Source organism: Chitinophaga varians (assembly GCF_014529945.1).
GTDB classification, from domain to species: domain Bacteria; phylum Bacteroidota; class Bacteroidia; order Chitinophagales; family Chitinophagaceae; genus Chitinophaga; species Chitinophaga varians.
This window is the reverse complement of record NZ_JACVFB010000001.1, coordinates 1,080,372-1,096,325: the sequence shown is the minus strand read 5'-3', so window position 1 is coordinate 1,096,325 and position 15,954 is coordinate 1,080,372. Positions and strand designations below refer to the sequence as shown.

The following is a 15,954-nucleotide window of genomic DNA, read 5'->3' as shown; positions in this document are numbered from 1 at the left end:
AAAATTGATTATATTGTAGAGACAGAACATGTGACCCATATGCCAAGATTCCCGTTACTGCTGATATTGACGATGATGATGATGCCTTCTTTCGCACAGGAAACGATGCCGCTTTCCCCCAGGGTGAGTCTCTCCCGGAACCGTAATATCGAAACTTATTTCATCGCAGGGAAGCTGGCCGTACAGCATCCGATTATAATTTCATCTTTACTGACATATATTTTTTAGTATATTTAATTAGAACTGGTACCTATTAATCACTAAATCTACCTTATGAGTACGCTCCCGAGGCACAGGCTATTCGACGCAGTAAAGTTTCAGCTGGAGAAATTCCCGAAACAGGACATGCTGGCCGCCAAAATCAATGGCAGCTGGAAGACTTTCAGTACCGCCAGTGTCAGTGAAACAGTGAACCGCTTTAGTGCCGGCTTATTACAGCTGGGCGTGGGCGGCAACGATTTTACGCCGGAAGGCGCCGACAAGATCGCCATTATTAGTAACAACCGGCCGGAATGGATATTTACAGACCTGGCCGTACAGCAGACCGGTGCCGTGCTGGTACCGCTGTATCCTACCACCAATCCGGCAGAAATACAATTTATCCTGAATGATGCCGCGGTGAAGTATATCTTCGTCAGCAGCAAAGAGATGTTGGATAAAATCCAGGGGCTCCGGGGTGGTGTGCCGTCTCTGAAGGAGATCTATACCTTTGATGAGATTCCCGGTGCCACACATTGGAGCACTATCACAGCGCTGGCCACCCCTGCGCTGCTGTCGCAGGTAGACTCTGTCAAAGAGGGTATTGACCCGGAACATCTGGCCACTATCATCTATACGTCCGGCACTACCGGTACTCCCAAAGGCGTTATGCTCACCCATGCCAATATATCCTCCAACGTGATGTATTCCAAGGTCAGCTTCCCTTTTGACGACGCGCCGCAGCAGAAGGTACTCAGCTTTCTGCCGCTGAACCATATTTTTGAGAAGACAGTCACCTATATCTATCTTTTCAGTGGTATCAGTATCTACTACGCAGAAAGTCTGGATACCCTCAGTGAGAACCTGAAAGAGGTACGGCCCGACGGGTTTACCACGGTGCCCCGGTTGCTGGAAAAAGTATTTGAGAAAATTATGGCTACCGGCAACAGTCTCACAGGCATCAAGCGACGGCTGTTTTTCTGGGCGGTGTCCCTCGCCGGCAGGTATGACAACAATATCAGTGGTGGCGCGTGGTACAATTTCCAGCTGTCCATCGCCAACAAGTTAATCTTCAGCAAGTGGCGCGAGGCGCTGGGCGGCAATATCAGCTATATCGTCACCGGCGGCGCTGCCTGCCAGGAGAAACTGTTGCGTATCTTCAATGCGGCCAAAATACCGGTCTATGAAGGTTACGGCCCTACCGAAAACAGCCCGGTGATCTGCGTTAACCGCAGGAAGCCTGGTGGCGTCAAATTCGGCACGGTAGGCCCTCCAATTGACGGCATCGAAGTGAGACTGGACGAAGACGGGGAAATATGCGTTAAAGGCACCACTGTCATGAAAGGCTACTACAAACGCCCCGACCTCACCGCCGAAGCGGTGATAGATGGCTGGCTACACACCGGCGATATCGGTATCTGGGTGGATGAGAAGTTCATCAAAATCACCGACCGTAAAAAGGAACTCTTCAAAACCAGCGGTGGTAAATATGTAGCGCCACAGCCCATCGAAAATAAGTTCAAAGAAAGCCCTTTCATTGAACAGATCATGGTGGTAGGGGAAGGCCATAAATTCACCGGTGCGCTGATCGTACCCGCGTTCCCGTATCTGAAGTACTGGATGAACAAACAAAACATCCCTTTCACCAATAATACAGAAGCCATTGCGCGCCCCGAAGTGCAGCAAGCTTATCAGAAAGTGATCGACGACTATAATCAGCACTTCAACCATGTGGAACAGCTCAAACGCTTCGAGCTGCTGCCCGAAGAATGGAGCATTGCCGGCGGTGAAATGACGCCTAAGCTAAGCCTGAAAAGAAAAGTGGTGCTCGAAAAATATAAAGGCGCGATAGAGAAGATCTATCAGCACGAGCATGAATGATATTGCATGGCCCTGTCAGTACTGCTGTCAGGGCCAATTTATTGTCCGTACAATTTTCGTTTCATCCATTTGCCAGGCACGTATCTCATCATTCCTGTCGGCCGCTGCCTGTTCCTCTTCATCGGTTCCCACCGACCACTCCGCTTTATACGCTTCCGGTTGATGATTGTATACCCTGAAAGCTGCCTCCAGTTCCTGCTGCTGCGCCACCAGATCTTTCAAATGCTGGTAGGTAATTTTAAAAACGCTGCTATACAAATACGGTAGTTTCTCTCCCATCGGGCTAAGTGCCAGGTAAAAAAACTGGGTTGTCATAAATCTGAACAATTAAAAGTGAATAGGTCTGGCAGGTTTCCCTTTACAGTGTAATGTTGTGAATATAAGGAAATTTATGGCGGAGAAATAGGTAGTAGTACCATGTCACGACAAAACTATCTCATCATTCCGTCAATAGTTCATCACAGATGTGAAATTGCCATGATTAACATCTACCCTTATTTCTGCTATCTTTGAGGCATGAACCAGGGTACACATCAGGACTATCAGCAATCACGTCTGCCTGTTCCGGCGGAGTACGAAACCGTGTTTTCCTATTTTTATCATGCTGCCAATCATACCGGCGCTGCGGTAAAGAAAACACTCCTACCTACTTATCAAACAATCATGGTTTTTATGTTTGGCGGGAAAGGCCTGCTGCATTCGGCACAACAAACGCAGATGGAAGTGGAGCAATGTATGGTATTGGGGCCGGTGAAACAGGCATTTGACTATACACTCCCCACCGGCACGAGCATACTCGTAGCTAATTTCAAAGACGACGCTTTTTACCGGTTCTTTGGTCGTGCTACCATGGCAGGGCATCCCAACGAGCTGGTGGCCGATAACTGCTTTACCGCTTTATGGGAATCGCTGCAACATATACCTGACCCGGCGGCACAGGTAGCGCATATCCTTCATTTCTGCAGGCCTTATTTACAGGACCAGCATCTGCTTTCCGCGCAACTGGCTAATTTTGAAGATGACAACCTGAATCCGGTAAAAACGATTGCCGATGCCACCCGACAAAGCGAACGCAATGTTCAGCTACATCAGAAAAAACAATTTGGCTATACCGTAAAGGAACGCCAGCGTTACCAACGGTTTTTAAAAGCAGTGCAACTGTTACAGCAACAGGTGGCCGCAGGCGCCTCCGTCGACTGGTTTGATCTTATTGATGCTTGTGGCTACTATGACCAGAGCCAGCTGATACACGACTTCCAGCATTACGTTCGGCTGAGTCCTAAACAATATCTGAAATTCCAGGAAGATATTTGTCTGGCTGCTCATTAGTCTACCCATTGAGCCACACCCCTGCCGTGTTGCTCATCTCCTGCATATCATTGATCAGTTGACAGGTATGATAACCATCGGCCACAGCATGATGCACAAAAACGGTCAACGGCAGCATCACCTTTTCATTTTCCGTGTAGTATTTTCCAAACCGGATAATCGGAAACAACATCGAAGATTCAGTATACGTGTCCTGGCTGAAACCCGCAAAACTAAGCCATGGCAACGCAGACACCGGACAGAAATTATCCGGCCGGCCCGACCGGGCCTTTAATCCTTTCACATCTTTATAGGTGGCCATATCCCCCACGATCGTTTTATAAAAAACCTTAAAGCTTTCGTGATAGTCACTCCACACGTCAGAAAACGTTTTATCATCTTCATGAAAAATCGTGTACGACGGAACTACGTAATTCCAGTGACCTAATCTTCCTTTATCATCAAAGGCATAACGGAACGCCTCCCGCTGATTGACCATTTTCATGATGACATATAACATCACCGGATAAAACTTTAATTCTCTTTTTTTCACTTCTTTTATCAGCATTGTGATATCGAGGTGATGATTGATGTTGTATTTGGTCTTCACGCCATAGTAGAAGTAATCAAAGTATGGTTTGCGTGGCCAGGTTTCCAGATCTACCGGAGAAAAAACAGGAGTCATTTTGTGATTTTTTTGAAATATGAAAGGCCGGCACTCCATTGCCAGCCTTTCAGTATGTAAGGGTTACAGATGTTATGCTGTGAGAATAGTTTTGGAGGCATCCCTCCATGAAAGGGCAACCGTCCTCTTATACTCCTGCCGGAATTGCTCCATATCCTTTCCAATTTCGCTCATCATCTCCAAAAACTCCGGACTGTCCATCACCTGCGATCTCCCTTCTTTCTCCCATTGGGCGATAATCTCTTCGCCCCTATTCAATTTGATAGGCATATCAGAACCCTTTTAAATTGTTAGTGAAAACATTAAACTCCTCCAAAGATAGAAAATTTCGAACTAACTGCTTGCCGGAAGCATTTCTGTAGTAACAACAATCACCATATCCACATACAACTAGTGCATTGTTGTGTAGCACCTGCGCTTCTGTTGCGTCAAGAATAATAAGTCCGCTGGCCTTATGTTGCTTAATTAACTCCCTTGATGAAATCTCACCTACCCATATAAATTTTGACATCGACATCATCAAAATAATATCTTTAAAATCACGCTGAAAGCTTGTCTCGAGAGTAAGATAATCTTTGTACGATCTGCTGGAAACCATAAAAAGACGAATAAGCAACTCAGTACCTGCAGGAATGTGAAACAATTCTCCCAACAACAATCGCTTCATATATCTCCTCGCTACAACCTCTTCCAAATAAGCTTTAGGGTAAAGAGGTACGAGAAAATCCACAATTTCACATTTTCGCCATTCCGCATCATCATAATATGCCGTGGGTGCATCCAAGGGCGCTAATTGATAGGCTGGATAATTATCGTCTATAAAGACAAAGCTCCGTTTCACATCAGCACAGTCTATTATACTTACGCCTTTATTCTTCATCGCGGCCGCCAGTACAGTATCTTCCGCCTCTGTTACGGATAGCTTGTCAATATCTTCATCTCTCATCTCTGAGCGTCCAACAATCAACATTGCATGTCCAATATTACCACCTCTATGTTCATTAGACACGGCGACAATTATTGGTATTCCACTCTCAACATATACAGACAACAGATTTAAAAAAGAAGCTGATGAGTGCCTGCCTTTAGAGTAGGCCTTTGTACCAAATCCGAATTCCTGTAGTGCAAATCCTATTTGTTCAATAGTGAGTCCTTCCGAAGGTATTTGTCTGAAACTCGACTGACTTCTTAACACATTGACAATTATAGACGAAGCTACAGGCTTATATTCAGAATATCGCGAGGCAAAGTACTCCATTAAGGCCCATATTGACGTTTCAGCACAAGTCAATGTTTCGGTGTCTTGCGAAGAATGCGGAAAACCAATTGCCTCAAACTTAACAGCATTCACCGTCGTCTGAAACTTTCCTGTAAGGCTGAGAAAACCACTCTGCCGCAAAGCATGCGGAGAAAGGACACTTCTGCCAATAACATGAGGCATCGTCGGCCGCAACACCATAAACCCCAGATACCGTTCCCTTAGGCTGGCGATACCACCAGCACTTCTGAACTGATCGGGAAGCACCTCTCCCTCAAATACAGAAATCCGGATACAATCTTTTTGATACAATCTTCGCTTGGAAGAAAAATACGCGTAATAGCTATCTCTGTAAACTTTGTCCACATAAGGATACTCAATTACAAACTGCACCCCTTTCTTTAACCTCTCGAAATACCCCTCCAGCATGGCATCAAAAGCTTCCTTTGCAACCTGCATGGAGACTTCAAACTCCTCCTGCATAATCCGGGTCAGCTCTTCCCTTAATTCATGTGGCAAACAAACAATTGTGGTAATACTCATAAAGAAATGATTTTGGCAAAACTAAATTGGCGTTAACTTGTCAAAGCTAATGATAGTATTGCCGGCCATTCTCATGACTTTATAAAAAGCGGATGATTAACAAATTTCATCTTTGTTATTTCTTTTTTGACGCCTGAATACTTTTTAGTTCACCGCTGAGTGTTTCCTCGACGATTTCCGTCAGCCGAAGCACGGAGGCCTTTGTTTTTTTCCGCGGGGCTGTCAGCAGGTAGACATATATCTGTGGCAGTGCCGGCAGGCTGCGGGAAACGGGCAGCACTTTACAATCCGGCGGCAGTCCTATCTGTGTGCGGATCGTAATGCCCAGTCCGGCTCTGGCAGCAGCCCACATCCCCGCTACGTTGCTGGCGGTGAGCACAGGCTTCCAGGTCATTCCGGCTTTCTCCAGCGCCGCAAGCCCGGCAGCACGGAACAGGCAAGGCGGCTCAAACAACAATAACGGCAATGGCGATTGCTGTGCCACAGCTTTATTCCCTATCCAGCGCAACGGCACCTTACCGATGGGGATAGCTCCTTCCGGCAACTGCGCCCCCACGCAAACGATCACGTCCAGTTTACCTGACTGCAGTTTCTGCTGCAACACTACCTGTTTATCGATCGTTATCTCCATCTGCACCCGCGGATGCTGTTCCGCAAAACGGGCCAGTACCTGCGGCAAACTTCCTTCGGAGAAATCAGTCAGCATGCCCAGACGCACTACGCCGGCCAGCTGCCGGGCAGACAATGCCTCCACCGCCTGATCATTCAGTCGCAGCAACTGCCGGGCATAACCCATCAATAGCTCGCCGCTGGCGGACAGCTCCCAGCTACGTCCCTGTTTGACAAACAGCTGATGGCCTGTCAGCTCTTCGAGCCGCTGCATCTGCAAACTCACGGCCGATTGCGAACGGGACACCTGCTCCGCCGCACGGGCGAAACTACCTGCATCCACCGCCAGCACAAACGTCCGCAGCAGATCCAGATCTAGTACATCTGTGATCATACTTTAGTTTTATTAAAGTATCTGATGAGATAATTCAACTATACAAAAGTACGAAATTGGCCTAGGTTTGCAGGCAAATAAAAACCATGCAAACACCATTCTCTTTCCGGCTGGGGCAACTGGAGCTGATGATCTTCAGCGACGGCTATCAGGACCTGGCGCCCGCGCATCCTATGATAGGGCCTTATGAACAGCCCGACCGCGTACAACAAGCCCTCAGGGCATTACAACTGCCCACGGATGTACTGTCTCTCGATCTTAACATACTGTTGGTACGCCATCAGGACAGACTGATAATGATTGACGCAGGCCTCGGAACAGAAGACAGGACCAGCGGACGGTTGCCCGCAAGTCTTGCTGCTGCCGGCATTCCGGTAACAGCTATTACAGATATAGTATTAACACATGCCCACACCGATCATACTGGCGGCCTTTTACATCCGGATGGTTCTCCCGTTTTCCCTCATGCTATAGTTCATTTAAGTCAAACCGAATACGACCACTGGATGCAGGAACTACCCGACTTTACGGCCAGTCCGCTGGACATAGCACCTGAGATGAAAACAGGACTGACCACGCGCATCCCGGAGATACTGCGGGCTATTCAGCCGCAGCTGTGGCTGACAACCCCACGGGCAACACTATACGATTGTATCAGACTGGTACCTGCGCCCGGGCATACGCTGGGGCACAGCATGGTGGAAATTTTTTCCGGTGAGGAAACCTTACTGCACAGCGCCGACCTGCTACATGCAGTCGTACTGTTGCAACGTCCGGAATGGGGAATGTTTTATGATATGGATTTCGGGCAGGCTGCCCGGACGCGGGAAAGTATGTTACAGGAGGCGGCCAGCAACGGGAAAATGACGATGACCTACCATCTGCCATGGCCGGGATTGGGGAAGATAAAAAAAGGGGATATCGGTTTTGAATGGGAACCGGCTACCGCTTCGGGTAGATAGTCCGATTCTCATATTCTCCCAGTATCACCCTGCCATAGATCACCTTCGTCCATCCGTTTTCAAATCCGTGATTATTAGCGATCAGGTATCCTTTGTTGGCATCTCTCTTGGTGATTTTGTGCGCATCGATATAACGCCCTTTCACCTTACAGAACACGATGTCGCCCACGGCATATTCCTGCTCCCGTTGAAACGTAAGCAGCGTGCCACTTTTCAGGATAGGCAACATAGAACTGCCAAAGGCTTTCATTTTTCCGGTCCCAACTGTTTCCAGTTCATTTTTGAGTCTTTCATATTTATTCATAACATAAAAATTAAGTGCATTTTCAGGGCATAGGTCTGCCGGGCCGCCCGACTTTCGGGCAACAAACACCGTATGTCCATTGACGACATACATCAACGACACGGGTCTACCGGTAAAAAATGACTGTAAAAAACTTGTTGATTGCGTATCAGAACAGGGATCAGGGCAGCACTACAATGTGGGAGGATTTAACCGGGGTCACAGATGTACAATACTTCCGGGGATATGGCAGAAAGCCGTTTCTGCACGATATACTACTATCTCATAACGATCTGAATCAAAAAGTTCTGCATGTCAAGAACCTTATTTCCGATGCAAAGATGGGTATTTATTTTAGAATAACCTAAGGGTAGCATAAAAAAAGCTGGTGTTGTGCACACCAGCTTTTTGTTATTTCGCTGCATTAATCAGCTCCATAGTATAGGATATTTCAGGATCTTTATCTGCCTGTACATACCCCATGAATTTATCCATCGGAACTTCTTTATCCGGCATAATACCACGACCGGGGTCTTTTGTGGCATTAAAGAAATAGAGCTCAGACAAAGGAACCGTCAGCACACATTTTGTGCGTGGCAGCAGGTACCGCAGGAACCAGGCTGCCGTGGTAGCCGCTTCGCCACTACCGGTTTCCTTTCCGATGATAACGCCTCTTTTATTCTTCTGTACCAATGAAGCGAAGTAAGTCGCCGCAGACACGGTGCCGCCACCGGTCAATACATATACTTTCCCGTGAAAGGCATCTTTATCAGGCGGGAAATTCTCCAGCAGACCGTCTTTCAGGCGGGCATTGCCTACGTAGAAGCCGGAGCTGTCTTTATCAAAGCGTTGATAGAAGAAGTTTTTCTGTCCCTGTATATCTTCATCAGAAAGGCGTCTGCCGTTTTCGGCCACGGTATATTCCGGGTAGGCCACTTCGATGTTGCGGGTACGGTAATTATACACGTTACGGAAAGGCGCCTCTGCCATGAAAGAATACAGCAGCGCGGAGATGGCGGGGTTACCACCACCATTGCTGCGTACGTCGATGATCACCTGCTGATAATTCCGCTTCTTTACTTCCCGGAAAAATTCACTGAATTCTTTGTAAGCTTCCTGTTCGCCGATACCAAAAGTATTGACGGTCAACCGGCCCGTTTTCGTACTGTCGTCATAGTCATTGTAGATGTAATAAGCCCGCTGTAACAGGTTGAACGGGAAGACAGCCTGCCTGTTGGCATGGAAAGCCTCGGTAGGCCCCGATGCTGCCAGCATCGTCTTCTTTGTCTCTTTACTGCCGGACGCCACCCAGGTTACGGGGTAGGTAGCCTGGTGGGGCGTCAGCAGACTGAAGGTCACCTGAAAATCGGAATATAACCGGTCCATGCCGGTAGGAATAAAACCATCACTATAGGCGGAAGTGGAGAGGCTTTGCAGAATTTCTTTAGCGGATTTATTGTTGATGCTGATGATCTCCGCACCAAAAGGAATCGTGGCTCCTTTGATATTCACGTATATCCGTCCCCGTTCGATGATCACCGGATAGGGGAAGAAACGAAGTGTGCTATACAGCTCCCGGGAATTGTCATTGGATAGCCGCAGACTGGTATGCACGTCCCGTACGAGGTAAATAGGCGAATATTGCAGGCTGGCCAGTACGTCCGGCTCTTTGGCCATACGGTCCATCAGCGAATCCACCCGGCGGCTGAAAGTGGCGGAGTCAATAAACTTATATGGATTAGGATGTTGTTTTTTCAGAATATCGACTGCCAACCGGAAGTCGGCAATAAAATCCTCTTTGGTGAGGCTGGCCAGTTTTTTCTCCTGAGCCGACGCCTGCAGGCATGCGCAGGCCAGTATGGCGCCGGCGCCATATGTCAACAGCTTCTTCATATGTTATATGTTAGGTGTTTTTTACAGGTTATTGGCATTAATCAGTTCCAGAATACCTTCATTGCGGATGATCATCATCCCCTGGCGGTCTTCCGTAATCCCTTCTTCCAGCCGGTAGGTATAACGGGGACGGCTACCCTCCATCACCGTGGGCAGGAAGCGGAACTGTATATTGGGTTTATCTTTCAGCGCCTCTCCCACTTCTATGATGTGGGTAGACACGATAAAGAGACAGCCGGTATATTCCGCAAAAGCGGCGGTCACGGCCAGTGTACCATCGTAAGCGTCTTTTACGTTGGTGCCTTTAAAGAGCTCATCGAACATCAGCAGCAGGCGTTTGCCGCTAGCTGTAGCTTCGGCAGCCTGTTTCACCCGCACCACTTCTGCATAGAAATGGCTGTAGCCCAGACTGATATTGTCCGATACGTTGATCGAAGAATAGAGCCCTTCCCGAACGGAGAAAACGAGGCGGGACGCTGCCACCGGGAAGCCCATGTGTGACAGATACAAGGCAATGCCGATCGATTTCATCAGTGTGGACTTGCCCGCCATATTAGCACCGGTAAGGAACAACACATTGCTGCCCTGCTGCATTTCGATATCGTTGCCGACAGCGTTGCTGATACAGGGATGATGCAGTCCAGTCGCAGACAGCATATTTTTCTCTGATGGCAACGCCTGTGCATAATGGAACCCTTTGGCTCTCGCCACATCACTGACGGCGATATATATATCCAGTTCATCGATAAACGCCAACAGCGTTTCCATCGTTTCCCGGAGTTTATTTTTCAGCAGATGATCGTAGGTGGCCAGTGTTCTTACGGGCAATGCCTGATAGATGTCCATATCTGCCAGCTGTTCCAGCTCACGGGTACGCAGCAGCTGCCGGATGGCGGTGATACGGTCTTCATATGGCCCTGACAGCGACGCCATGGAAGCCACGAAGGCGGTACATTTCTTTATCGTCACGATAGTAGCCTGCAGGCCCTGCACATTTTTCCGGTAACGTTCATCACGGGCAACCGTGGAGAGTCCTTTCTTCAGCAGGGTGTCGGCCATGGAGAGCAGCACATTTTTGCTGCCACCGGTATCGAGGTACTCCCGCATCTGCGTTAGCTGCGGTACATCGAACGGAAATATCAGCTGCGCTTCCTGAAAGAAACGGAAAATGCTGCTCCGTTCGTTGATGGCAGCCATATCTTCCAGCGGCGACTGAAACATGGTGTCCAGCAAACGTTCTCCTCCCCTTGTCTTCACCTGGTTGAACAGGTGATATACTGAACCCTGCCGGAACTTGCCCAGCAGGTTCAGTTCATCCATCGTTTGCCTGTCTATACTAAAGCTCATAACTGCAATTTTTATTTAGTCTTACGACCATTACTGAGAATATCCAGTATGCCTTCATTCCGGATGATGATCATACCATGGCGATCATCTGTAATACCCTGTTCTAACGTATACGTATACTCGGGCTGATGACCGTTCATCCGCGTAGGCAGATAACGGAAGTCCACACTGCCGGCTTGTTTCAGTCCATCGCCGGCTTCTACGATATGGGACGAGATAACAAACAGGCTGTTTTTACGCCCTGCAAAAGCACGACTGACAGCTACCGTCGCTTCATGGGCGTCCTTTACGTTGGTGCCTCTGAACAGCTCATCGAAGATGACCAGCAGCGACTGCCCGCTGCTCAGGGCCGTCGCTACTTTTTTCACGCGCAGCACTTCCGCGTAGAAGTGACTGGCACCGATGCCGAGGTTGTCCGGCAGGTTGATGGTGGTATAAATACCGTCCATCACGGAGAACGACATTTTGCCGGCGGCCACCGGGAAACCCATGTGCGCTATATACAGCGCCGTGCTGAGCGAGCGCAGGAAGGTAGACTTTCCGGCCATGTTGGCGCCCGTGAGGAAGATGACGTTACTGTCCGGCCCCATGGACACGTTGTTGCGCACCGGATTTTTCAGGGCCGGGTGGTACACGCCTTCCAGTTGCAGCACCGCACCACCGCTGTCCAGCGCCGTAGGGAATATGAACTGTTTCTCTGTGGCCACCGCCGCTACAGACAGGTATACGTCCAGCGTATATACGTGCTCCAGCAGCCTGGTGATACGCTGCCGTTCCCTTGTACGGAACAGCAGGTCGAACGCGGTCACGGCGCCGAATGACAACTTGCCTTTCATCGGTTCGTTGAGCGCCGGTTCCAGCGCCGGCTCCGCGAGCAACATGGCAATGGCGGTGCGCTCGCTGGTATAGGCCGTAGCAGCGGCTATTGCCGGGCCTTCTATGAAGCGGTGCAGTTGTTGTATCAGCCCGATCACAGCCGTTACGCCGTTATAGATATCTTTCTCCCCGAGAGCGGCGGTGCGACCGCCGCTTTTCGTATGTTCGTCACCGTTTTTCAGGTATTTTTCCGCCATATCAAACATGGCCGCTTCAAACGGGAAAGCTACACGTTGCTGTGCGAAGTGGGCGATGATACTGCTTCTGCGGTTAATAGCGTCCTTGTCGGACAGCGGCTGCCGGAACATTTCCTGCAGTAGGGCCTCGCCGCCCCGCGTATGCGTGTGGTTATACAGCTCATAGATACCGCTCACATCCCGTTTGCCGAATATCCGGAGGTCTTCTATGGTTTGTTCATCCGTTTGTAAAAACATAGTGTCCTGTTTTATTGTCTCTTACGACGCACCAGTAATATTGTTCCTCCCAGCAGTACCAACCCTGGCAACACCCATACGAACAGGTACTTTTCCATCGTCGCCGTGGCGGCGGTTATGGTCAGTCTGGTATCGACAGGTTTTATTTTCGGCGTGAAGATGGGAAATGCGTCGTTTACCATCCAGGCGTAAAAGTCAATTCCCAGGAAGCCGCCGCCCTGCCGTAGATTGCTCATAAAATCAGCGTCTGCGGATACAGCAATGCGTTGCTCCTTACCATGGATGATACGGGTCAGCCCCACCGCTGTAGCATAGGATGGCTGACGGGTATCTCCGTCCTGCGGATTAAATACCGGCGCGGTGGAATCTGTCACCACGGTACCTGCTTTAAGCCACGCTTTGCCGGGAACGGTCAGCAGCAGGGGCGCTGCCTTGAAAGTGCTGCTGTCTCCGAAGGAGATGCCGGTGACGCCAGGCATCAGTTGGCCCATACCTTTACCACCCGTCTGCAATTCCCGTAAAGCTACCAGGGCAGGATCTTCCGAGAGATGCAACCCTGCGGAGGTGAGGACCGGCTTCACCATATGCGGCATTTCATCTTTGGACACTTCTATCAGCGTACCGTCCATGAGCTGCACGCCCAATTGTTTCAGTACCGGATTAAGCATCTGTTGTTTGCCGGGTTCTCCGAAGATCAGCATATTGCCGCCATTATTGATGTAACGGTTGATCTTTTCCACCGCTGTAGCAGTCAGGGCGGTCTTCGGATCTGCCAGTATCAGCGTGGCGATATCAGCAGGGATCTCCTGTGTTTCCACACACAGGCTGTCCGAATCGAAGCCGATGTTGATCAGCGACTGACGGTTGTCTTTAGCAATGGTATGATTGGAATATTCGCGCTCTCCCTTTTTGTAGATACTGCGTTCGAGGTTGCCGGTCAGGAAGATGTTTTTGGGCATATTACCCGGCAGCAGTCTTTTAAGAGAAGCCGCAATCTGTTGTTCTTCCGGCCAGAAGGTCGCATCGTCGAAGGTGCGCAGGAAAGTGGTCTTTCCTTTGTATTTCAGCTGCATCACCAGACGATAACCTTCCGGTTGCAGGTCGATCATCTTACGCACTTCTGCCGGCACTTTAAAATCTTTGACATTGACCTGAAATCCTTCTGCATTCAGCGCGGCGATCTCCGGCAAACTCTTACCCGGCCAGCTTCTATACAGCGAGCTGTCAGCATCATCGGTATCATAATAATAAACGTAATTAAATTTGATGTCCGGTTTAAAACGGAGATATGGTTCCCAGAGGTTCCACATATAATCATTCCGGTTCTCCGGCAGGCCGCGGTGGACGCCGCGTCCCAACAGGTTGGTATACAGCGTAACTTCCATGGGCTCTTTACCCAGCTCTTTCAAGATGGCCTGGGTATTGGCATGCAGCGTATTGGTCTGCCGGCGGGTAGTATCCCAGTAGGCAACAAAAGCCGGACGGGAGCTGATATAGCCGATCACCAGTACAGAAGCGAATACGGCCACATAACGGGAAGCCTGTGCCCACCATGGCCTCGATTCACGCCCTGCTTTCATTTTGATCAGCGTGAAGCTGACAAACATATACGCGATCACCGCAAAGTAAATCACGTCTTTGGTAGTGATCAACCCTTTCACCATTTTGATCGTACGACCGGAAATAGACAGGAAGTAAGTCAGGTCTCTTACGAAATCATATTTCTGCCAAAGGCCGCCGATATGGGCCAGTACAAAAATGATGATAAAGCTGCCAATAGCCGAAACGATCTGATAGTTGGTCAGGCTGGACATAAACAATCCGATGGCCGTATACGCGCATACCAGCAGATAGAAACCTAATGCGGCAGATAGTAATACACCATAATCCACCTGATGAATATTGAGCGCTCCCACGATCATAAAGATGCCTACAATACTTACCAGCAGCATATTGTAGATCATGATCGCCAGGTATTTCCCCAACACGATCTCACGGGTACGGATAGGGGAAGAAAACAATAGTTTGATCGTGCCACTGTTCACTTCCCGGCTGATCAGCCCCATGGTCAACAGGGGAACAAACAGGTAAAGGTTCTCCAATGCGCTGGAGAAGATACCATCGGTTCCCAAAAAGAGGGTATCGGTCATGGATATACCAAAATCGGTAATCCCCGGATTATTTCTGGTAACTATATCCTGCCAGTTCGCCAGACCATACAACGGCCCTACATAGTATACGCCGCACTGCACCATAAAAGCGATTGTTAAGAACCAGGCTACCGGTGAATAGAACAGGTTGCGGAGCTCTGTTTTAGCAATCTTAAATATCATCTTCATGTATAAAAATTATTGGAGCGATTGAATAGATAATTGCTTGAAAATGTCATCCAGCAATCCTTTGTCGAGGTTGATCTCACGTAGTCGCCATCCATGCTGTACGCTGGCGGTGATGATCCTTTCGGTGATACTTTCATCGCCATCGAAATAGAGGCGGACCTGACGGTCATTGAGGAATTCCACCCGGGACACGCCTTTGATCTGTTGTAGTTCAGCAGCTGTTGGCGGCTGTTCCATTTTCACCAGCACGCTGTGCGGCTGCACGTAATTATTGAACGCCTCCATGGTATCGGAGAAGATCACCCGGCCTCCTTCTATCATGATGATTTCACGGCAAAGCAGGTGCACTTCAGAGAGGATATGTGACGACAACAACACGGTATGGTCCTGCCCTATCTCCCGTATCAGTTTTCTGGCTTCAATGAGCTGGTTGGGATCAAGGCCATTGGTGGGCTCGTCCATCACCACCAGTTTGGGTTTATGGATAATAGCCTGCGCGATGCCTACACGCTGGCGGTAGCCTCCGGAGAGGTTACTGATCAGGCGGGTGCTGAAGTGGGAAATGCCCACCCGTTCTTTGGCTTCTTCTACTGCCTTGCGCACTTTATTTTTCTCGATATGTCGCAGTTGCGCTGCAAAATGCAGGTACTCATCTACTGTAAGGTCAGTATATACAGGAGGATTTTGTGGCAGGAAACCGATCTCTCTTTTGGCTTGTTCCGGTTGCTGCCGGATATCCAGTCCGTTCACAAATACCTGGCCTTCCGTCTGGTTCAGCACACCGCAGATGATATTCATGGTGGTAGACTTACCAGCGCCATTGGAGCCTAACAGCCCGATGACGCCGGTATGGCCTATTTCCAGGTTAATATCGCGGATAGCCCAGGCACTGCTGTACCTGTGTGAGAGCCGGTCAATTTTCAAGATAGTGCTCATAATACGTT

At 49.1% G+C, this 15,954-nt stretch carries 15 protein-coding genes; 4 read left to right on the top strand and 11 right to left on the bottom strand.

Annotation, left to right across the window (positions count from 1 at the left end; all coding sequences use genetic code 11):
- Positions 1-39: 39 nt before the first annotated feature.
- Positions 40-228 carry a hypothetical protein gene (locus ICL55_RS03880; RefSeq protein ID WP_188094722.1) on the top strand — a complete coding sequence of 63 codons (189 nt, stop codon included), beginning with the start codon at positions 40-42 and terminating at the stop codon, positions 226-228.
- A gap of 45 nt (positions 229-273) precedes the next feature.
- Complete coding sequence (locus ICL55_RS03875) at positions 274-2,079, top strand: AMP-dependent synthetase/ligase (RefSeq protein ID WP_188094721.1); 1,806 nt, start codon at positions 274-276, stop codon at positions 2,077-2,079.
- A 27-nt stretch (positions 2,080-2,106) separates the two neighbouring features.
- Here ICL55_RS03875 and ICL55_RS03870 read toward each other — a convergent pair whose 3' ends face one another.
- Positions 2,107-2,394 (bottom strand): hypothetical protein, encoded by a 288-nt coding sequence (locus ICL55_RS03870; RefSeq protein WP_188094720.1) that lies wholly within the window; start codon positions 2,392-2,394, stop codon positions 2,107-2,109.
- 201 nt (positions 2,395-2,595) lie between these two features.
- Between ICL55_RS03870 and ICL55_RS03865 the strand changes: the two genes are divergently transcribed.
- Positions 2,596-3,408 (top strand): AraC family transcriptional regulator, encoded by an 813-nt coding sequence (locus ICL55_RS03865; protein WP_188094719.1) that lies wholly within the window; start codon positions 2,596-2,598, stop codon positions 3,406-3,408.
- 1 nt (position 3,409) lies between these two features.
- On the opposite strand, the gene ICL55_RS03860 is transcribed toward ICL55_RS03865, so the two are convergent.
- The 4 genes from ICL55_RS03860 to ICL55_RS03845 all read right to left on the bottom strand — a co-directional run bounded on the left by ICL55_RS03860 (position 3,410) and on the right by ICL55_RS03845 (position 6,876).
- Positions 3,410-4,072, bottom strand: coding sequence for a CatA-like O-acetyltransferase (locus ICL55_RS03860; protein ID WP_188094718.1), 663 nt, complete (start codon positions 4,070-4,072; stop codon positions 3,410-3,412).
- A 72-nt stretch (positions 4,073-4,144) separates the two neighbouring features.
- Entirely contained in the window at positions 4,145-4,342 is a 198-nt protein-coding gene (locus tag ICL55_RS03855) for a hypothetical protein (protein ID WP_188094717.1), read from the bottom strand.
- A 1-nt stretch (position 4,343) separates the two neighbouring features.
- Positions 4,344-5,873, bottom strand: a complete 1,530-nt coding sequence (locus ICL55_RS03850; RefSeq protein WP_188094716.1) for a papain-like cysteine protease family protein — start codon at positions 5,871-5,873, stop codon at positions 4,344-4,346.
- 115 nt (positions 5,874-5,988) lie between these two features.
- Positions 5,989-6,876, bottom strand: a complete 888-nt coding sequence (locus tag ICL55_RS03845) for a LysR substrate-binding domain-containing protein (RefSeq protein ID WP_188094715.1) — start codon at positions 6,874-6,876, stop codon at positions 5,989-5,991.
- A gap of 86 nt (positions 6,877-6,962) precedes the next feature.
- Between ICL55_RS03845 and ICL55_RS03840 the strand changes: the two genes are divergently transcribed.
- Positions 6,963-7,838 carry an MBL fold metallo-hydrolase gene (locus tag ICL55_RS03840; protein WP_188094714.1) on the top strand — a complete coding sequence of 292 codons (876 nt, stop codon included), beginning with the start codon at positions 6,963-6,965 and terminating at the stop codon, positions 7,836-7,838.
- Here ICL55_RS03840 and ICL55_RS03835 read toward each other — a convergent pair.
- The 6 genes from ICL55_RS03835 to ICL55_RS03810 all read right to left on the bottom strand — a co-directional run bounded on the left by ICL55_RS03835 (position 7,819) and on the right by ICL55_RS03810 (position 15,946).
- Entirely contained in the window at positions 7,819-8,142 is a 324-nt protein-coding gene (locus ICL55_RS03835; protein WP_188094713.1) for a S24 family peptidase, read from the bottom strand. The genes ICL55_RS03840 and ICL55_RS03835 overlap by 20 nt on opposite strands.
- A 390-nt stretch (positions 8,143-8,532) precedes the next feature.
- Positions 8,533-10,014 carry a S41 family peptidase gene (locus ICL55_RS03830; RefSeq protein WP_188094712.1) on the bottom strand — a complete coding sequence of 494 codons (1,482 nt, stop codon included), beginning with the start codon at positions 10,012-10,014 and terminating at the stop codon, positions 8,533-8,535.
- 21 nt (positions 10,015-10,035) lie between these two features.
- Positions 10,036-11,361, bottom strand: a complete 1,326-nt coding sequence (locus ICL55_RS03825; RefSeq protein WP_188094711.1) for a MutS-related protein — start codon at positions 11,359-11,361, stop codon at positions 10,036-10,038.
- An 11-nt stretch (positions 11,362-11,372) separates the two neighbouring features.
- Positions 11,373-12,671, bottom strand: coding sequence for a MutS-related protein (locus tag ICL55_RS03820; protein ID WP_188094710.1), 1,299 nt, complete (start codon positions 12,669-12,671; stop codon positions 11,373-11,375).
- A gap of 11 nt (positions 12,672-12,682) precedes the next feature.
- Positions 12,683-15,010: an ABC transporter permease subunit gene (locus tag ICL55_RS03815; RefSeq protein WP_188094709.1), complete on the bottom strand. Its 2,328-nt coding sequence runs from the start codon at positions 15,008-15,010 to the stop codon at positions 12,683-12,685.
- Between the two features lie 9 nt (positions 15,011-15,019).
- Positions 15,020-15,946: an ABC transporter ATP-binding protein gene (locus ICL55_RS03810; protein ID WP_223151296.1), complete on the bottom strand. Its 927-nt coding sequence runs from the start codon at positions 15,944-15,946 to the stop codon at positions 15,020-15,022.
- Between the last annotated feature and the right edge of the window lie 8 nt (positions 15,947-15,954).